Genomic DNA, 18,810 nt, shown 5'->3' on the forward strand with positions numbered 1-18,810 from the left:
TCGCGCACAATTGACAAATCCACCGGCGCCGCAGAGAGTTCGGGCGTTCCGAGGGGGGCCCCGCATGGGGCTGAGAGTGGGCTTCACGCGCCCTGACCCTTGAACCTGATCCGGGTCATACCGGCGGAGGGACGGGAACCACCGCGCGATTCGCCCCCCGCACGCCACGGTCACTGGTCCGGATCTCCTCGAACCGGGAGAGATCCATGAACGCCCCCGTCATCCCCCCCAAAGGCCTGCCGCAGAGTGTGACCACCGGGCCGATCGCCGGCTCCGTGAAGGTCTATGCCAGTCCCGAGGGGCGGCCTGACATCCGGGTGCCCCTGCGCGAGATCGGCTTGAGCGATCCTTCCGAAGCGCCGGTGCGTGTCTACGATCCCTCCGGCCCCTACACGGAGAACGAGGCCAAGGTCGACCTCGCGGCCGGGCTGCCGGAGCTGCGCGCGCCCTGGATCGCGTCCCGCGGCTACGCCGCCGTGACGCCCCGCGCCGTCAAGCCGGAGGATAACGGCTTCGTGGGCGAGGATCGGCTGGTCGCCCCCTGTCCGGCGAAGCGCACCATCCGCAAGGCGGCGCCGGGCCAGATGACGACCCAGTACGAGTTCGCCCGGGCCGGGATCATCACCGAGGAGATGATCTACGTCGCGCACCGAGAGAATCTCGGCCGCAAGGCGATGCTGGAGCAGGCCGAGGCCAAGCTCGCGGATGGCGAGAGCTTCGGCGCGGCGATCCCGCCCTTCATCACGCCGGAATTCGTGCGCGACGAGGTCGCCCGCGGGCGCGCCATCATCCCGGCCAACATCAACCACACCGAACTCGAGCCGATGGCCATCGGCCGCAACTTCCTGGTCAAGATCAACGCCAATATCGGCAACTCGGCCGTGACCTCGTCGGCTGCCGAGGAGGTCGAGAAGATGGTCTGGGCGATCCGCTGGGGCGCCGACACCGTCATGGACCTCTCGACCGGCCGCAACATCCACAACATCCGCGGCTGGATCCTGCGCAACGCGCCGGTGCCGATCGGGACCGTGCCGATCTACCAGGCGCTGGAGAAGGTCGGGGGCGATCCCCTCAAGCTCGACTGGGAGGTGTTCAAGGACACGCTCATCGAGCAGGCCGAGCAGGGCGTCGACTACTTCACCATCCATGCCGGCGTGCGCCTCGCCCATGTGCCGCTCACCGCACGGCGCGTCACCGGCATCGTCTCGCGCGGCGGCTCAATCATGGCGCGCTGGTGCCTCGCCGGGCACCGGGAATCGTTCCTCTACGAGCGGTTCGACGAGATCTGCGACATCATGCGGGCCTACGATGTCTCGTTCTCGCTCGGCGACGGGCTGCGCCCCGGCTCGATCGCGGATGCCAACGACGCGGCGCAGTTCGCGGAGCTGGAGACCCTGGGCGAACTCACCCGGGTGGCCTGGGACAAGGGCTGCCAAGTGATGATCGAGGGCCCCGGCCACGTGCCGATGCACAAGATCAAGGTCAACATGGAGAAGCAGCTGCGCGAGTGCGGCGAGGCGCCGTTCTACACGCTCGGGCCGCTGACCACCGATGTCGCGCCCGGCTACGACCACATCACCTCGGGCATCGGGGCGGCGATGATCGGCTGGTTCGGCACCGCAATGCTCTGCTACGTGACGCCCAAGGAGCATCTCGGCCTGCCGAACCGCGACGACGTGAAGACCGGCGTCATCACCTACAAGATCGCCGCCCACGCTGCCGACCTCGCCAAGGGCCACCCGGCCGCGCAGCTGCGCGACGACGCCCTTTCCCGCGCCCGGTTCGACTTCCGCTGGGAGGACCAGTTCAACCTCTCGCTCGATCCCGACACCGCGCGCGCCTATCACGACGAGACGCTGCCGAAGGATGCCCACAAGGTCGCGCATTTCTGCTCGATGTGCGGCCCGAAATTCTGCTCGATGAAGATCACGCAGGATCTGCGCGCCGACGTCCTCGCCATGGAGGCGGCCGGGACGGTGGTGGGCGCCGCGCCGGCGATGAGCGAGGAGGACCGGGCCGCCGGCATGGCGGCGAAATCGGCCGAGTTCCTGGCTGAGGGCGGCAAGCTCTACGTCGACGCCGCGGAGTAGTGCGGGGTCCTGGAGTATGTCCAGGAGAAGTGGACGCGCGGGAACCCCTCTCCCGAGTGGGAGAGGGGTAGGGGTGAGGGTGCTACGCGTTAGAACAAGGCACTGAGCGTCGCGCTGGCAGCGGCACGGGTCAGGCTTCTCGCGGAACCGTCTCCACCCTCACCCCTGCCCCTCTCCCACTCGGGAGAGGGGTTCCCCGCGCGTCCTCGTCTCGAAAAGATCAATCGGAAACCGTATGACAGACTCGCGGCGGCGCCGCTTCCCCACGCGGGGCGAACCACGGCAAATCGTTGCCGTCCCGTTAATCCGCCCTTCACACAACGTCGTGGTCGCCTCGGCCCGTTAAGATGCGGGTAGGGATATCGGGTTTCTGATCCCCCAAACGTGAACATCAGGGGATTCCCGATGCTCGAGATCCGGTCCTTGCCGGCACCGCCCGCGCCGGCCGCGATCGAGGCAGAGCCTCCGCCGAACCGCCCGGCCGATGGACGGGATGCCGACCCGACGCCGCTTACTGATGCCGTGACGCTCGATCTGAGCCCCGAGGCGAAGCGCGCCATCGTGGAGGACACCCCGCGCGCCGGGACGGCCCAGGCTGAAGCGCGCTACCGGCGCGACGTCGACAGCCAGCAGATGGTGTTCCAGGTGCTCGATCCGGCCACGGGCTCGGTCCTCGACCAGCTTCCCTCGGAATCGGCGCTGCGCGCCAGGACCTATGCCCGCGAAACTCAGGCCGCGCAGACCACCCCGCTCGGCACCACCGTTGCGCGCTCGGCCTGAGACCAACGGTCATTTGACCGTTGGTTCCGCTCTCGAATTTTCGCCAAGCCTCTGACGAAGCCTTTGCCTTGGTGTCGAAAGTTCGAGATGGATCAACGGTCCGCTGCGCCAGCACCTGCTGCGTCAGCAGCCCGGGCCGTTGCTATGACTGCGCGCAACCTCACGCCAGCGCCATCAGGAAGCGCTCGATGAGTTCCAGGGCCCGCTCGGTCATCGCCAGCTTGTAGCGGATGAAAGTGTGGCAGCCGCCCGTATAGACCGCCGTGTAGCCGCCGTTGTTCGCCGCCGCCCAGCGCATCGACATGAACAGCGTATCGTCGAGGAGCGGGTCGCGGGTGCCGACCGAGAACAGGGCCGGCGGCAATCCCTTCAGGTCGGCGTAGAGCGGCGAGACCTCCGGTGAGCGGCGCGGCACGCCCTCCGGCACAAACCCGTCGGCGAAGCGGCGTATGTCGCGCGAATTGAGGACGAGGCGCTCCTCGCCCCAGTTGCGGGCGCTCGCGGTCACGCCGAGGTCGTACAGCCCCGAGAACAGGTTGGCGCCCCGGAACGCCTTCGGCAGCCTGTGGCGGTCGCGCAGGCGCAGGAGGGTCATGACGGAGAGGTGCGCTCCCACCGATTCGCCCCCGATCGTCAGCGCCTCGACGCCGAACAGCTTGCGCCCCTCCGTGTGCAGCCAGAGGGCCGCCGCCTCGCAATCGTCGATCGGGGCCGGGTAGGGGTGCTCGGGGGCAAGGCGGTACTCTACCGAGACGCAGACGAAGCCGCAGCGGTCGGCGATCCGTTCCAGCCAAGGGTCCTGTTCGTCCGCGCCCCCCCAGATCCAGCCGCCGCCATGGATGTGCAGGTAGGCGCCGCGCGTCTTGCGCACGGGCCGGATCACCCGCAGCGCGACCGGCCCGCCCGGGCCCGGGATGGCCAGGGTCTCGGCCCGCGGGCTGCGCGGCATGGCCGGAAAGGCGAGGCTGCCCTCGCGGCGGAGGGCGCGCATCTCTGCGATGGGCAGCGACCAGGGATCGGGGGCGCTGGCCTGCGCCGCCATGATCTCCCGGTTGAGTCGCTCGGCATCCGGATCGGCCTTGGCGGGGTCGAAGAGCGCGTGATCGATCATGCTCCGGTCTCGTCACCGCCCGGCCGTGGCGGGCGTCTCCCTCGTCGAAATTTCGCGCGCCACGCTGGTGCCGGCGCTAGAGCTTGCCATCTTTACGACGTGCCGCGAGGCGACGTAACGCATCAGATTCACATTTGCGGGGAAGTGTGTGCGGTTCGCCGCAGCCGGGAGTCCCGACCCCGCCCGCGAGGAGCCGATGACCGACTCGAGATTCACCATGCCGCCCGGCCGCTCGCACGACACGAGGGGCGCCTACGAGTCGTCCGGCGCGCACCGCGCGGGCTCGGAGCTGCGCCGGTTCCTCGGCGGCTCGCCGGCCACGGTCTTCGTCAAGCTCGTCTTCCTGTCGCTGCTCGTGGGCGCCGGGATGGCGATGGTCGGGATCACGCCGCGGGCGCTCTATCTCCACGCCTACGACACCCTGCGGGCCCTCGCCGAGCTCGGCTTCTCCACCTTCCACGATGCCGGCGCCTGGCTGGTGGCGGGGGCCGTCGTGGTCGTGCCGCTCTGGTTCCTCTCCCGGCTCCTCTCGGGCGGACGCTAGCGGCCGATGCTCCCGGGCTCCTCGCCGGCGGTGACGCACCGCCGGCTGCTGGCGCTGGCGCTGCCGATGACGCTCGCCAACGTCACCACGCCGCTCCTCGGCATCGTCGGGGCGGCGGCGATCGGGCGGCTCGGCGACGCCGCGCTCCTCGGCGCCCTGGCCCTCGGAGCGGTGATCTTCGACTACCTGTTCTGGAGCTTCGGCTCCTTGCGCATGGCGACCGCCGGGCTGACCGCGCAGGCGGCCGGCGCGGGCGATGCCGCCGAGATCGACCGGGCCCTCGCCCGGGCGCTCGCCGTCGCGGGTGCCGTCGGAATCCTGATGGTGGTCGGGCAGGCGCCGCTCGGCGCGGCGGCCTTCGCGCTTGCGGGCGCCAGCCCGGCGGTGACCACCGCCCTCTCCACCTATTTCGGCATCCGCATCTTCGCGGCGCCCTTCACGCTCGCGAATTACGCGGTCCTCGGCTCGACGCTCGGACGCGGGCGCACCGATCTCGGCCTCGCCCTTCAGGTCGCGATGAACCTGCTCAACATCGCGCTCACGGTCGCCCTGGTGCTCGGGCTCGACCTCGGCGTAGCGGGCGCCGCGCTCGCGACCCTCGCCGCGGAGGCGTTCGGATTCCTCCTCGGCCTCCTCGTCCTGCGCCGGCTCGGCGCCCGGCCCTGGCGCATCGCCCGGGCGGAGGTGCTGGAGCGCGCCGGGCTCCTGCGCATGCTCGCAGTCAACGGCGACGTCATGGTGCGCACGCTCGCGCTGATCGTCGCCTTCGGCCTGTTCTCGGCGCTCGGCGCCCGGGCCGGCGACCTGACCCTCGCGGCGAATGCCGTGCTGCAGAACCTCTTCCTCGTCGGCAGCTTCTTCCTGGACGGTTTCGCCACCGCCGCCGAGGTGCTGTGCGGGCAGGCGCTCGGCGCCGGCCGCGAGGGTGCCTTCCGGCGGGCCGTGCGCTACGCGCTCGGCTGGTGCGTGGGATTCGGGCTCGCGGTGTCGGGGCTGTTCCTCGTCGCGGGCGGCGCCTTCATCGACGCGGTCACCACCAACCCGGAGGTGCGCGCCTTCGCCCGGTCGTACCTGCCCTTCGCGGCCCTCACGCCCCTCGTTGCGGCGGCGGCCTTCGCCTTCGACGGGATCTATATCGGCGCGACCTGGACGCGGCCGATGCGCAACCTCATGCTGGCCGCGCTGGCGGCCTATCTGCTGATCCTCGCGGCCCTGCACGGCCTCGGCAATACCGGCCTGTGGCTCGCCATGCTGATCTTCCTCACCGCGCGCGGCCTCGGGCAGGCGCTGCTCTATCCGCGGCTCGCCCGCGAGGCCTTCCCGCAGATGCGGCTCGGCGCGGATCCGCTGGTCGCGCGCTGAAGCCGCCCGGCGGCTCACAAGGCGCTACTCCATGCGGGCGAGGGCGGCGGCGTCGCGCCCGACCAGGGCCGCGAGCGGGACGCCCTCGCGGGCGATCCGCTCGACCAGCCCCGCCTTGATCTCGCGCACGAGACCGGGCCCGGCATAGACCAGCGCCGAGTAGAGCTGCACGAGGCTCGCCCCCGCCCGGATCTTGGTCCAGGCGGCCTCGGCCGAATCGACGCCGCCGACGCCGACGAGCGGCAGGCGGTCGCCGACCCGCAGAAAGGCCTCGGCGAGGAGCCGCGTCGAGGGCGCGAAGAGCGGCCGGCCCGAGAGGCCGCCGGCCTCGGCCGCCAGCGTCGTCTCGGTGAGGCTCGCCGGCCGCGCCACCGTGGTGTTCGAGATCACCAGCCCCTCGACCCCGCGGCGCAGGGCCGTGGCGGTGATTGCGTCGAGGGAATCCAGCGTGATGTCCGGGGCGATCTTGAGCAGGATGGCGGCCCGCCGCGGCGAGGCGGCCTCGTCCCGCGCCGCGACGACGCGGGCGAGGAGGTCGTCCAGAAAAACCTCGCCCTGCAGGTCGCGCAGGCCCGGCGTGTTGGGCGAGGAGACGTTCACGGTCACGAAATCCACGAGGCCCGCGAGCGCCCGCGTGCAGGCGACGTAATCAGCGAGCCGATCGGTCGCGTCCTTGTTCGCCCCGATATTGACCCCGAGGATCCCGGGACGGCCGGCGCGCGCCGCGAGGCGGGCCGCCACGACGGCGAGCCCTTCGCTGTTGAGCCCGAACCGGTTGATGACGGCCCGGTCGCCGGTGAGGCGGAACACCCGGGGCCGCGGATTGCCCGGCTGGGGCCGGGGCACGACGCCGCCCACCTCCACGAAGCCGAAGCCGAGCGACAGCAGCGCATCCGGCACCTCGGCGCCCTTGTCGAAGCCCGCTGCGAGACCGACCGGGTTGGGGAAGTGCCGCCCGAGCACCGAGACCGCGAGCCTGGGATCGTCCGCGGGCGGGGCGCCGGCGGGCAGGAGAGACAGCGCCCGGATCGTCAGGCGATGGGCCGTCTCGGCATCGAGGGCGTGCAGGACGGGGCGGGCGAGGGGGAACAGGGAGGCGAGCAAGGCAGAGATCAGGCGTCGAGGGTGGCGGGGAAGCGGTGACGGCCGTCCTCGGCGAGAGGCAGCGGCACCACGGAGCGGACCGCGCTCAGGGGCAGCGGGCCGTAGAGATGCGGAAACAGATCGCCGCCGCGGGAGGGCTCATAGCGCAGCGCGCTGCCGAGCGCCTCGGCGTCGACCGCTGCGAGCACGAGATCGTCGGTCCCGGCGAAATGCCGGGCGGCGGTCTCGCGCACCTGCGCGGCGGTGGAGAAATGGATGTAGCCGTCCGCGAGGTCCACCGGCGCGCCGAGGAACTGCCCGGCGGCCTCGGCCTCCCGCCACAGGGCGGCGGGGCAGATCTTGTAGATCAGGGGCATGGTCGGGGCTCCTCGGAGGTTTGGGGATGGCTGCCGCGCGATTTCGAAAGGGCGGCGTGGCAACGTTGCCTTTCGGGTGACGTCGGGTAGTGTCCGCATCCGCGGCTCGCTGATCTGTGTCGCTTCCTGCGGATACTCCGCCCATGTTGTCTCACGAGCGTATCTGGCTGGCGATCGACCATCTGGCGCAGCGCCACGGCCTGACGCCATCCGGGCTCGCGCGGCGGGCCGGCCTCGACGCGACGAGCTTCAACCGGTCGAAACGCATCGCGCCGGACGGCCGCAAGCGCTGGCCCTCGACGGAGTCCCTGGCCAAGATCCTGACCGCGACGGGCGCGTCGCTCGATGATTTCCTGCAACTCGTCGAGCCGCGCCCGGCGCCGCCGCCCGCGATCCTGCCGCTGATCGGCAGCGCAGCGCTCGCCGCGGGCCGGCGGATCGGCCCGGACGGCCGCCCGGCCGGCGCCGGCTGGGAGGAGATGGAATTTCCCGATCTGGGTGCGCAGAGCTGCTTTGCCATCGAGGTCCAGGGTGAGGGTCTGCTGCCCCTTTACCACGACGGGGACGTGCTCGTGGTCTGCGCCACGGCTCCGGCCCGCCGGGGCGACCGCACCCTTGTCTGCCTGGACGGCGAGGGCCTGTTCGCCGCGGATCTGCGCCGGCGCACCGTCCGCACGACCGAATTCGCGGGCCGCACGCCCGGCGAGCCGGTGCGGACGGTTCCCACGGCGCGGATCGCCTGGATGGCCCGGGTGATGTGGGTGCGCCACTGATCCGAGGCGGCATGCCCCGGCATCGCTTGTCGGGGCATGCCACGACTTCTCGGAACGAGGACGCGCGAAGGGGCAGAGACCAGATCATCGCGCCCGCTTGAGAGAGGCCGACATTCGCATGGCGCAGCCATCCCGTATGGCGAAGCCATCGACCGGATGTCGGATGACACCCTCTAGGCCGCGGCCATCCGCGCCGCCTGCCACCGGGTGAGGAGGGCGCGCAGGGCGGCCGGCTTCAGGGGCTTGGTGAGGAAATGAACCCGCTGCGCCGCGGCGGTCTCGCGCACGGGGCGCGAGCGGTCGGCGGTGAGCAGCACGGCCGGCACGTCGGCGGCAAGCGCAGCGCGCAGGGACGTGATCAGGTCGAGGCCGTTGCCCTCGTCGAGGTGATAATCGGCCACGATGACGTCCGGCCGCAGACCGCCGGCGAGCACGCGCTGCACCGCCTCGCCGATGGAGCCGGCCGTGTCGACCCTGCAGCCCCAGCTCGTCAGGAGCCGTGCCATGCCATCCACGATGGCCGGCTCGTTGTCGACGGCGAGCACGGATAGTCCGGAGAGGGCGGCACTGGCGGGGCGGGGCGCCTCCGCGGCGGATTCCGGCGCCGGGCTGAAGGAGGCGAGCGGCACCGAGAGCGAGAAGATCGAGCCGCGCCCCGGCGTCGAGCGTAAGAACAGCGGATGGTCGAGGAGGCGCGCCGCCCGCTCCACGATCGACAGGCCGAGGCCGAGGCCGCGGGCGACCTTGGCGCCCTGGTCGAGGCGCTGGAATTCCTGAAACACCAGCTTCTGCTTGGAGGCCGGGATGCCGAGTCCGGTGTCGCAGACCATCAGCTCGACCCGGTCGCCCCGCCGCCTCGCGCCCACCAGCACGCGGCCCGAGGGCGTGTACTTGATGGCGTTCGAGACGAGGTTCTGGAGCAGGCGCCGCAGGAGCAGCCGGTCCGAGCGGATGGCGAGCCCGCAGGGCATCACGGTGAGCCGCAGGCCCTTCGCGCGGGCCATCGGCTCGAATTCCCGCCGGATCTGGCGCAGGAGGTCCGCGACGCCGAAGGCCGAGAGCTGCGGCTTGAGCGCGCCGGTATCGAGGCGGGAGATGTCGAGGAGCGTCGTGAGGATCTCCTCGACGGCATCCAGCGAGGCATCGACATTCTCGGCGAGCGAGGGATCGCCCGACCGGTCCCGCTCCACCAGGGCGGCGGCATAGAGGCGGGCCGCATTGAGGGGCTGGAGGATGTCGTGGCTCGCGGCGGCGAGGAACCGCGTCTTCGAGGCATTGGCGTCCTCGGCCTCCGCCTTGGCGCGGGTGAGCGCCGCGTTGAGCCGGGTGAGCTCCTCGGTCCGCTCGCGCACCCGGCGCTCCAGCTCCTCGTTGAGGCGCGTGCGCGCCTCCTCGGCGGCGACCGCGTCGGTGACGTCCGTGTAGGTCGCGACGACGCCGCCATTCGGCAGCGGGTTGGCCCGGATCTCGATCACCCGCCCGCTCGGATGCAGGCGCAGGCGCTGCGGTCCGCTCTCCTGCCGGAAGGCGGCGATGCGCTCGCGCACGAGCTCGTCCGGGCTGCGGTCGCCGTAGGCGCCGCGGGCGGCGTTGAAGCGCACGATCTCCTCGAGCGGCGTGCCCGTGCGGATGATGTCGTTCGGCAGGTCGTAGAGATCCGCGAAGGCCCGGTTCCAGGCGATCAGGGTCATGTCCCGGTCGAAGACCGTGATGCCCTGGCCGGCATGGTCGAGCCCGTGCTGCAGCAGGTCTCGGCTGTACTGGAAGGCCGCGGAGGCGTCGTCGAGGAGGCGCAGGGCCGCCCGGGGCGACACGTTGCGCCGCCCGAGCAGCAGCGAGAGCGCGAGCCGGGCCGAGGCCGCCCCGATCGCCGAGGCCAGGAGATGCTCGGCATGGCGCAGCTCGGCCAAGCCCGCCACCGCATCGGGGCGCAGGGGCACGCGGCCGCTCGCCGCGAAGAACTCCTCGAAGGCCCGAATGGCGCGTTCCTCGCCGAGGAAGCGCGCCACGGCGTTGCGCACCTCGCCGAAGGTGAGCGTGCCGCGAAACAGGCGGAAGCTCGGGGCCCCCCGCGCCCCCACGTGCCCGAAGGCTTCCGCTTGCAGGCGCTCGATCGCACTCGGCGCGCGCAGCAGGGAGAAGCCCAGATAGGCGAGCGTGTTGAGCCCCAGGCTCCAGAGCGTGCCGTGGACGAGGCGGGGCAGCTCGTCGAGGCCCATCAGGGCGGTCGGGCTGAGGGCCGCGATCCCGAACGGGCCATCCCGGAGGAGATCGGCCGCCCAGGAGCTCGCGGCTTCGCCGAACAGGCTCGGCAGCAGCAGGGTGTAGGCCCAGACGGACAGGCCGACCGTGAGCCCGGCCACCGCGCCGAGCCCGGTGCCGCGGCGCCAGAGGATGCCGCCGACGAAGGCCGGAGCGATCTGCGCCACCGCCGCGAAGGAGAGGAGCCCGATCGAGGCGAGCGCGACCTCGCCGGCGACCCGGGAATAGGCGTAAGCCGCCAGGATCACCACCACGATGGCGACACGGCGCACCCCCAGCACCACGCTGCCGAGATTCGAGGCGCCCCCCGCGGGGCGGCGGCGCAGCACCACCGGGATCACGAGGTGGTTCGAGATCATGATCGCGACCGCGACCGATTCCACGATCACCATCGCGGTCGCGGCCGACAGCCCACCGATGAAGGCGACGAGCGCGATGCCGTCCGCCCGCTCTGCGAGCGGCAGGGCCAGCACCGTCATGTCCCGTGCCACGGTGCCGTCGGGAAACAGCATCAGCCCGACCACCGCGAGGGGCACGACGAAGAGGTTGATGAGCACGAGATAGAGCGGGAAGGTCCAGGCCGCGCGCTCCACATCCGCGACCGACCGGTTCTCGACCACCGCCATGTGGAACTGGCGCGGCAGCAGCAGGACCGCGCAGGCCGAGAGCAGGGTCTGGACGATGATCGTCCCCGGTCCGGAGGTGTCGGCGGCCAGCGAGGCAGCGCCGCTCGCCAGCGCTTCGGGCGTGATCACGGGCGCATCGCGCAGCACCCAGCCGGCCACGAAGCCGCCGACCACCAGGAAGGCCAGGAGCTTCACCAGGGATTCGAGCGCGATGGCGAGGGTGAGCCCGTCCTGATGCTCGGTCGCGTCGGCATGCCGCGTGCCGAAGGCGACCGCAAAGCCCGCGAGCACCAGCGCCGTGAACAGGCCGAGATCGCCCATCAGGCCCTGGACGCCGGCGCCGGGCCCGTCGGTCGCGTGCAGGAAGACCTGGAGCGAGGCCGCGACCGCCCGCAATTGCAGCGCAATGTAGGGGATCGCCCCGACGATGGCGATGAGGCAGACGAGAGCCGCGATGCGCTCGCTCTTGCCGTAGCGCGCGGCCACGAAGTCGGCGATCGAGGTCGAGTTCTGCGCCTTGGCGATCCGCACGACGCGCGCCACGAGCCGGTGCCCGAGGCCGATCACCAGGACGGGGCCGACATAGATCGTCAGGAAGTCGAGGCCCGAATGGCTCGCGAGGCCCACCGAGCCGAAGAAGGTCCACGAGGTGCAGTAGACCGCGAGCGAGAGGGCGTAGATGGTCGGCCGCACCCGTTCGTCGCGCATCAGGCGCCGGCCCGACACGTCGCCCCAATGCGCCACCGTGAACAGGCCGCAGATGTAGATGAGCGCCGTCAGCACCACCGCCCAGCCCGCGATCATCGGCGCCGCCCGTTTCTTGCCCTGCGGGCCCCCGGGCCCGGATTCTCGTGTCGGAACAGATCAACCGGAAACCGTATTAGAGCATTCTCCGACGAAGTGGATGCCGGTTCGTCGCAGACAATGCGGCGCAATCGAAAAGCTAGAGTAGGGTCCGTTCCAACGTGAATGGATGCCGCTCTCGTATCCCGGACGCGCCTTGACGCGTTGGCGACGATGCCCTTGTGCTTGGCGAGCTTGTCCAGCCTGACCAGCGGCGTGTCGCCGATCGTCTCGGTGATCGAGTTCTAGATGCGCCCGCGCCCGGGGACCCGCGTATCGGACTTGTTCATCGCTCTCCTGCCGCAATCACTTAGAAAGCCGTCCAGCTTTCATACTTCGAAGTGCCCCTGGGCGGAATGCCATTTCCGGAGCCAAACAGCGACTGCGCACGCGCCATCGGCTGCGACGGAAGCCTCACTGCCGGGCGGCGATTGCCGCAGCGGCGCCTCCCATGAACACGGCGGCGGTGCGGTTGAGCGCCTTGAGCGCACGCGGTGTCCTGAGCAGCCAGCGCGCCTGCGCCGCGAGCATCAGATAGGGCACCAGCACGATGAGCAGCACGACGATGGTGATGCCCGCAAGCACGCCATAATCGGCCAGGGTGATCGAGTTCAGCTCGATTATGGTCGGCGTGATGGCGAGATAGAAGACCATCGTCTTCGGGTTGCCGAGCGTGACCGTGAGCCCGGCAAGGAGGCTGGAGACCAATCCGCCCTTCTCCTTTCCGGCTTCAACCTGTTCCGCGCTGATGCCGCTAGTCCAGAACGTCCAGGCCAGCCAAGCGAGATAGGCGATGCCCAGCCATTTGATGACCAGGAAGACCGTGCCGAAGGTCTGGGCAACGAGCGCCAGTCCGAGCACGACCGCAGTCAGATAGGTCAGATCGCCGAGGACCAAGCCGAGGCACATGAACAGGGACGAGCGGAAGCCGGAGCCGAGCGCCCGCGCCACCAGCGCCGTGATGCCCGGACCGGGAATGGCGGCCGCAAGCGCGAGCGCGCCAGTATAGGCAATGAAGCCGGCAAGCGTCATGGGGAGCTCTCCAAAGTCCTCCTCTGGCATAGATTGCGTCACATGGCAATGAAACAGCACCCGTTGACCTAATGGCCAGTTGCCGGGAAGCGGAAGCACGTCGCGAGATCCGCCGGCTCAGCGCTCCGTCAGCTTGAGCTCGATGCGGCGGTTGCGGGCATAGGCTTCGTCGGACGTGCCGGTGTCGATGGGCTGGAACTCGCCGAAGGCGCCGGCCAAGAGGTGCTGGGGCGGGATGCCCCGGCCGACCAGGTACTGCACCACCGCGATGGCGCGGGCGGCCGAGAGCGCCCAGTTCGACGGAAAGGCCGAGGAGCTGATCGGCCGCGCATCCGTGTGGCCGTCGACCCGCAGCACCCAGGGAATGTCGGAGGGGATCTGCCGGTTGAGTTCCCGGATCGCGGTGGCGATGCGGTCGAGCTCCGGGCCGGCCTCGGCGCGCAGCGAGGCTTGGCCCGCCGCGAACAGCACCTCGGATTGCAGCACGAAGCGGTCGCCGACGATGCGGATGTCGGAGCGGTTGCCGAGGATCTGCCGCAGGCGCCCGAAGAAATCCGAGCGGTAGCGGGCGAGTTCCTGCACGCGCTGGGCCAGGGCCACGTTGAGGCGGCTGCCGAGGTCGGCGATGCGGGCCTGGCTCTCGCGGTCGCGGGTCTCGGAGGCGGCGAGCGCCTCCTCCAGCGCGGCGAGCTGCTGGCGCATGGCCGCGATCTGCTGGCTCAAAAGCTCGACCTGCGAGAGCGCCCGGTTGGTCGCGCCCTTCTCGACATCGAGCTGGCGCCCGAGCTCCGTGGCCTTGCCCTGCGCGCCCTGATCGGCCGTGAGGGCGTCCTGGAGGCGCCGCCGCTCGGTCTCCGATTCCTGGAGGTTCGACCGCAGCGCGGCGGTCGTCTCCTCCAGGGTGCGACGCCCGGACCGTTCGAGGGCCAGAAGGTCGGTAAGCTCGGCGATCTGGCGGTTGAGCCGGTCGAGCACCGAGTCCCGGCCCGAGATCTCCTGCGAGAGGAAGAACTGGCCGGTCACGAAGATCGTCAGCAGGAAGACGACCGAGAGCAGCAGCGTGGTGAGCGCGTCGACGTAGCCCGGCCAGACATTGAGGGCACGCTCGCGGCGAAGAAGGCGGCTGGCCATCAGCGGGGGCTCCGAAGGGCACGGATCATTCCACACGCTCCCGGCTGAGGCGGTCGAGCACCTGCTTCAGCTCGCGCTCGCGGCTCGCCTGCGCCTCGACCCAGTCGCGGATCATCTGCTGCTCGGCACGCATGTGCTGGACGAGGCCCTGGATGCCCTCGGCGAGATTGGCCATGGCCTGGGTGCTGGCGCGGCTGTTGCCGGTGCTGTCGCCGACGAGGCTGGAGAGCCGCGTGACCGCCTCGGCGAGGTCGCGCAGCGAGGCTTCCGAGGTCCGCGCCGGCTGGATGGCGCCTTGCACCGGTTCGGGGCCGGCGCGAGCGACGAACCAATCCTCCAGCTCGTGGGAGAAGCGCGTATGGGCCTGCCCCGCCTGAAGATCGAGGAAGCCGATGGTGAGCGAGCCGGCGAGGCCGAACAGCGAGGCCGAGAAGGCGAGGCCGATGCCGGAGAGCGGCACGGCGAGCCCGCTCTTCAGCTCGTCGAACATCACGGCCGCGTCGCCCCCGCCCGCGCGCATTGAGCGGATGACGTTGCCCACCGCCGAGAGCGTGTCGATGAGGCCCCAGAAGGTGCCGAGCAGGCCGAGCAGGATGAGGATGCCGGCGATGTAGCGCAGGATGTCGCGGCCCTCGTCGAGGCGGGAGACCACGGAATCGAGCAGCGGGCGGAAGACGGAGGGCGGGATGGGCTGCCCCGCCGCCGCCTCGCGCAGGGTGGGCGCGAGCGCCGAGAGCACCCGCGGCTCGCCCGCCCCGGTCTCCTGCATCACCGTGCGGTTGACGAATCGGATCTCGCGGAAGAGACGCTGCACCTGCCCGAAGGCGAGCAGGACGGCGATGAAGAGAACGCCCAGGATCAACCCGTTGAGGCCCGGATTCGCCAGGAAGGCGGGGACGATCTGGCGGTAGAGCACGAAGGCCAGGAAACCGACCAGGATCAGGAACACCACCATGCGGACGAGATAGATCCGGGGCGATGTCAGGGGAGGGGACGCAGCACTCGCCGCCATCGCGTCGTTCGTCTCGCTCTGTCAGGGGCGCGGCGCCGGCCGCCGCGCGCAAGGGGCTCCGGCCCGGACCGATCCAGGCGCAACCGGCGGCACTGTGCCGACTGGGCGGCTGCGGATCAAGTCGCGGTGGCGTCAGTCAAAACGCGCAATACTAACGGGCCCTGAAAAGGCCCGTTGGTTCCGTTCTCGAATGGTCGCCAAGCCAAAGGCTTGGCGACCATTCGAGACGGGTCGACGGCCCGATGCGTGAGCATGCGCGTCGGCACCCGCTGCGCCAGCAGCCTGGGCCGTTGGTATCGGTTCACCACCGGCCGGGCCGAGACCCTGGCGGATGACATCGCGGCTGGCTGAGCGCTCCTCCCCCCGATGGCACCCTCAGCATGAGGAGCGGAGCGGCTTCCACGCACCTCAGTTTCGATTGAGGGCGCCCGACAGCGGCCGCTCAATCCCAGTGGCGGGGCCAGGTCTCTTCCAGATGCGGGCCGAGGCGCACCGCCGAGACCCGGCGGGCGAGCCCGGTGGCGTCGTCGGTCTCGACCGCGAGGCCGCAGAGGGTCCCCTCGCCGGTCGCGGCTTCGAGGCGCGCGCCGGGGGTCTTCTGCAGGAAGCGGCGCAAAGGCTCGTCCTTCTGCATGCCGAGCACCGAATCGAAGTCGCCGCACATGCCCGCATCCGACTGGTAGGCGGTGCCGCCCGGCAGGATGCGGTGATCGGCGGTGGGAACATGGGTGTGGGTGCCGACGACGAGCGTCGCCCGCCCGTCGAGGAAGTAGCCGAAAGCCTCCTTCTCGCTCGTCGCCTCGGCGTGGACATCGACGATGACCGCGTCGGCGGCGGCGCCGAGCGGGCAGGCCGAGAGTTCCCGGTCCGCCGCCGCGAAGGGATCGTCCAGGGCGTCGAGGAAGATCCGGCCCATGACGTTGACCACGAGCACCCGGGCGCCGGCCCGGGTCTCGACCACGGTGGCGCCGCGGCCGGGCGTGCCCGGCGGGTAGTTCGCGGGCCGGACCAGCCGGGGCTGGCGCGCGATGAAGACCAGCGCCTCGCGCTGATCGAAGGAATGATTGCCGAGGGTGACCGCATCCGCCCCGGCATCGAGCAATTCGTCGCAGATCGATTCCGTGATTCCGAAACCGCCCGCAGCGTTCTCGCCGTTGACGACGACGCAGTCGAGCCTCCAGCGCTCGCGCAGGCCGGGCAGGCGGTCGGCGACCACGTTGCGGCCCGGCCGCCCGACCACGTCTCCGAGGAAGAGCAGGCGCATGGCTCAGGCTCCGGTGGGCGCGATCACGCCCGCTTCCGTGACGATGCGATCGAGCCCGTGGTCGTAGGGGCCGTCGGGCACGCAGCCGATCTCCTGGACCGCGAAGGCGATCCCGACGGCGAGGATCGGGCCTTCCCGCGCCAGCGCGGCGAGCGCCCGATCGTAATAGCCCTTGCCGTAGCCGATGCGGTGGCCGCGCCGGTCGAAGGCGGCGAGCGGCACCAGGAGGGCGCGGGGACGCACCACGGGCGCATCCGGCCCCGGCTCGCTGAGGCCGAACCCGCCTACCTGCAGCGCGTCGCCCTGCGCGACGCGCCGGAAGACGAGCCCCTCGGGGGTGATCTGCGGCAGGGCCACCGCCTGGCCGCGGGCCCGCAGGGCCGCGATCAGCGGGCGGACATCGACCTCGCTGCGGATCGGCCAATAGGCGCTGACGAGATCGGGGCCGGCGAGGTCGGGCATGGCGAGGACCGTCTCGGCGATGCGCCGCGAGGCCTGCGCCCGAAAGGCGGCATCGAGACCGTCCCGCCGGGCCAGGGCCTCTCTGCGCAGGGACGCCTTGGCGGAGGTAACAGCCGGTGTGTCGGACATGAGAGAGTGCGGAGCCACGAAAGCCGTTGGAGGATCGATCCCGGGAAACCTACAGCGTAGGTGGGCGCCGTGTGCCCCGGTCCACGGACCAGGGCGGGGACAGCTCCCGAGGGAGTCGATAAGGCCCCGGGGATATGTGTCTCCTGACGCACCCCGCAGCCCCGCCTCCCTCATGTAGCGTCGGGCGGGGGCCGGCGCCAGGGGCGTCATGCAGGTTCACGCGGCGCGCCCGTCATGCCAGCCCGGCGAGCGTGCGCCTTGCGCGCTCGGTGATGGCCTCGAAGCGGCCCGCGCGGATCTCCGCCTCCGGCGCGAGCCAGGAGCCGCCGACCGCCACCACGTTCGGCAGCGCGAGCCATGCCTTGGCGTCGGCCTCGCCGATGCCGCCCGTCGGGCAGAAGCGGGCCTGCGGGAAGGGCCCCGCGAGGGCCTTGAGCGCCGCCTGGCCGCCGGCCGGCACGGCGGGGAAGAACTTGGCGATGCGAAAGCCCGCTTCCAGCACCTGCATCAGCTCCGAGGGCGTGGCGATGCCGGGCATGAAGGCCATGTCGCTCGCGGCCGCTTCGCGCAGCAGCTCCGGCGTGGCGCCAGGGCTCAGCGCAAAGCGGGCGCCGAGATCGTGAGCGGCCTGCAGGTCGTGCGGCGTCAGCACCGTGCCGATGCCGACCACCGCCTCCGGCACCTCGGCGATGATCGCCCGCGCGGCGTCCCGGGCGACGGGCGTGCGCAGGGTGATCTCGAGCGTGCGGATGCCGCCCGCCACCAGGGCGCGGGCGAGCGGCACGGCCTGCGCCAGCTCCGGCACGGTGATCACCGGGATCACCGGGGCGTCAGTGAGGAGCGCGTCGAGGCGGGCAAGGCGGGATTCGGCAGGGCTCGTCATTGGGTCTCTCCTGCGGGCCCGAAGGGCAGGGTGGGCATCGCGGATGCGGGGATCACGGCGCCACGATGTCGGATCACCGCGCCGGCGAGCCGGTGGCCGCAGACCGCCGCCTCGCGGGGCGGCAGGCCCGCAAGGCGGGCCGCAAGATAGCCCGCCGCGAAGCTGTCGCCCGCCGCGGTCGTGTCGACGACCTCGGCGACGGGCTCGGCGGCCACATTCTCCTCGGCCTCCCCGTGCAGAACGCGCGCCGTGGGCGTGCGCGCGCTACTCTCCTTGAGGACGATCTCGGCCCGGCCGCGATGGCGCAGCACCTCGTCCTCGCCGGTCTCTCCGTAGAGCCAGTCGAGATCCTCGACCGAGGCGAAGATCAGATCGGCGGCCGCCATCGCGTCGCGGAACACCGCGCGCGCCTGCTCGCGGTCGGGCCAGCCGCGCGGGCGGTAGTTGGTGTCGAACGCCACCCGGCCGCCCCGGGCGCGCAAAGCCGCGAGGGTTTCCCCGAGCGCCGCCCGGCCGGCCTCGCCGTAGAGCGACAGGCTGATGCCCGAGAGATAGGCGACGTCGTAGGTTTCGAGCGCCGCCCGCGTCGCGGCGGCTTCCGGCTCCGTGAACAGGTCGCGCGCGGCGGCGCTGTCCCGCCAGTAGTGGAAGCTGCGCTCGCCCGTCGCATCCGTGCGGATGATGTAGAGGCCCGGCATGCGGCCGGGCAGGCGACGCACGCGCCCGAGGCCGATTCCCTCGCGCGCCCAGGCCTGCGCCATCTCCTCGCTCCAGGGGTCGTCCCCCAGGGCCGTCACGTAGTCGACCGGGACGCCGAGCCGCGCGAGATACAGGGCGGTGTTGAGGGTGTCGCCGCCGAACCCGCGGGAGAGCGCCCCGTCCGGACGCTCGGCCAGCTCCACCATGCACTCGCCGATGCAGGCCACCCTCATCCGGCCGTCTCCCCTTCCAGGCCGTCAGGCCTAAGCTGCCGCCCGGGGATGTCAACGTGCGACCCGAACCCTCCTGCCGAGCCCTCTTGCGCCGGAGCCGCAAACGGGGTGTAA

General features: G+C 71.1%; 16 protein-coding genes, 1 other RNA gene, 1 pseudogene and 1 riboswitch. Of the genes and pseudogenes, 5 read left to right on the plus strand and 13 right to left on the minus strand.

Translation table 11 applies throughout. The features are described 5' to 3' along the window. Positions 1–41: 41 nt before the first annotated feature. Positions 42–149: riboswitch (TPP riboswitch) on the plus strand. A 57-nt stretch (positions 150–206) separates the two neighbouring features. Then, the gene (gene thiC, locus MNOD_RS21340; protein ID WP_015931036.1) at positions 207–2,090 is read left to right on the plus strand and encodes a phosphomethylpyrimidine synthase ThiC; all 1,884 of its coding nucleotides are present in this window, start codon (positions 207–209) and stop codon (positions 2,088–2,090) included. A 405-nt stretch (positions 2,091–2,495) separates the two neighbouring features. Further along, complete coding sequence (locus tag MNOD_RS21345) at positions 2,496–2,870, plus strand: flagellar protein FlaG (RefSeq protein ID WP_015931037.1); 375 nt, start codon at positions 2,496–2,498, stop codon at positions 2,868–2,870. Positions 2,871–3,030: 160 nt separating this feature from the next. Here MNOD_RS21345 and MNOD_RS21350 read toward each other — a convergent pair whose 3' ends face one another. Next, the gene (locus MNOD_RS21350; protein WP_015931038.1) at positions 3,031–3,981 is read right to left on the minus strand and encodes an alpha/beta hydrolase fold domain-containing protein; all 951 of its coding nucleotides are present in this window, start codon (positions 3,979–3,981) and stop codon (positions 3,031–3,033) included. A gap of 196 nt (positions 3,982–4,177) precedes the next feature. Between MNOD_RS21350 and MNOD_RS21355 the strand changes: the two genes are divergently transcribed. Together MNOD_RS21355 and MNOD_RS21360 are read left to right on the plus strand one after the other, a co-directional pair. Continuing rightward, positions 4,178–4,525: a DUF6460 domain-containing protein gene (locus MNOD_RS21355; protein ID WP_015931039.1), complete on the plus strand. Its 348-nt coding sequence runs from the start codon at positions 4,178–4,180 to the stop codon at positions 4,523–4,525. A 6-nt stretch (positions 4,526–4,531) separates the two neighbouring features. Then, on the plus strand, positions 4,532–5,887 hold the full coding sequence (locus tag MNOD_RS21360) for an MATE family efflux transporter (RefSeq protein ID WP_015931040.1): 1,356 nt from the start codon (positions 4,532–4,534) through the stop codon (positions 5,885–5,887). A gap of 24 nt (positions 5,888–5,911) precedes the next feature. Here the strand turns inward: MNOD_RS21360 and MNOD_RS21365 are convergent, their stop codons facing one another. After that, positions 5,912–6,991 carry a quinone-dependent dihydroorotate dehydrogenase gene (locus MNOD_RS21365; protein ID WP_015931041.1) on the minus strand — a complete coding sequence of 360 codons (1,080 nt, stop codon included), beginning with the start codon at positions 6,989–6,991 and terminating at the stop codon, positions 5,912–5,914. Positions 6,992–6,999: 8 nt separating this feature from the next. Continuing rightward, complete coding sequence (locus MNOD_RS21370; protein ID WP_015931042.1) at positions 7,000–7,347, minus strand: DUF952 domain-containing protein; 348 nt, start codon at positions 7,345–7,347, stop codon at positions 7,000–7,002. A 143-nt stretch (positions 7,348–7,490) separates the two neighbouring features. Here MNOD_RS21370 and MNOD_RS21375 point away from each other — a divergent pair, with 143 nt between their 5' ends. Beyond that, positions 7,491–8,120, plus strand: coding sequence for a S24 family peptidase (locus MNOD_RS21375; protein WP_015931043.1), 630 nt, complete (start codon positions 7,491–7,493; stop codon positions 8,118–8,120). Between the two features lie 173 nt (positions 8,121–8,293). Here MNOD_RS21375 and MNOD_RS21380 read toward each other — a convergent pair whose 3' ends face one another. The 10 genes and pseudogenes from MNOD_RS21380 to MNOD_RS21415 form a co-directional block, all read right to left on the minus strand. Further along, a complete protein-coding gene (locus MNOD_RS21380; RefSeq protein ID WP_015931044.1) occupies positions 8,294–11,812 on the minus strand; it encodes a hybrid sensor histidine kinase/response regulator in 3,519 nt (1,172 codons plus the stop codon). A 203-nt stretch (positions 11,813–12,015) separates the two neighbouring features. After that, a pseudogene (locus MNOD_RS47010) lies at positions 12,016–12,141 on the minus strand (cysteine synthase A); the annotation flags it as partial. Between the two features lie 124 nt (positions 12,142–12,265). After that, complete coding sequence (locus MNOD_RS21385; protein WP_015931045.1) at positions 12,266–12,883, minus strand: LysE family translocator; 618 nt, start codon at positions 12,881–12,883, stop codon at positions 12,266–12,268. A gap of 117 nt (positions 12,884–13,000) precedes the next feature. Further along, the gene (locus MNOD_RS21390; RefSeq protein ID WP_015931046.1) at positions 13,001–14,014 is read right to left on the minus strand and encodes a peptidoglycan -binding protein; all 1,014 of its coding nucleotides are present in this window, start codon (positions 14,012–14,014) and stop codon (positions 13,001–13,003) included. Between the two features lie 25 nt (positions 14,015–14,039). Further along, positions 14,040–15,026, minus strand: a complete 987-nt coding sequence (locus MNOD_RS21395; protein WP_015931047.1) for a MotA/TolQ/ExbB proton channel family protein — start codon at positions 15,024–15,026, stop codon at positions 14,040–14,042. Between the two features lie 442 nt (positions 15,027–15,468). Continuing rightward, positions 15,469–16,290, minus strand: a complete 822-nt coding sequence (locus MNOD_RS21400; RefSeq protein ID WP_015931048.1) for a TIGR00282 family metallophosphoesterase — start codon at positions 16,288–16,290, stop codon at positions 15,469–15,471. A 3-nt stretch (positions 16,291–16,293) separates the two neighbouring features. Then, positions 16,294–16,881, minus strand: a complete 588-nt coding sequence (locus MNOD_RS21405; RefSeq protein ID WP_015931049.1) for a 5-formyltetrahydrofolate cyclo-ligase — start codon at positions 16,879–16,881, stop codon at positions 16,294–16,296. Between the two features lie 7 nt (positions 16,882–16,888). Then, positions 16,889–17,046, minus strand: a non-coding RNA gene (gene ssrS, locus MNOD_RS42400) — 6S RNA. A gap of 67 nt (positions 17,047–17,113) precedes the next feature. Next, complete coding sequence (eda, locus tag MNOD_RS21410; protein ID WP_015931050.1) at positions 17,114–17,764, minus strand: bifunctional 4-hydroxy-2-oxoglutarate aldolase/2-dehydro-3-deoxy-phosphogluconate aldolase; 651 nt, start codon at positions 17,762–17,764, stop codon at positions 17,114–17,116. After that, positions 17,761–18,696, minus strand: coding sequence for a sugar kinase (locus MNOD_RS21415; protein WP_015931051.1), 936 nt, complete (start codon positions 18,694–18,696; stop codon positions 17,761–17,763). Before MNOD_RS21415 ends, eda begins: the two co-directional genes overlap by 4 nt. Positions 18,697–18,810: the final 114 nt, after the last annotated feature.

It is taken from the genome of Methylobacterium nodulans ORS 2060 (genome assembly GCF_000022085.1).
Taxonomy (GTDB): domain Bacteria; phylum Pseudomonadota; class Alphaproteobacteria; order Rhizobiales; family Beijerinckiaceae; genus Methylobacterium; species Methylobacterium nodulans.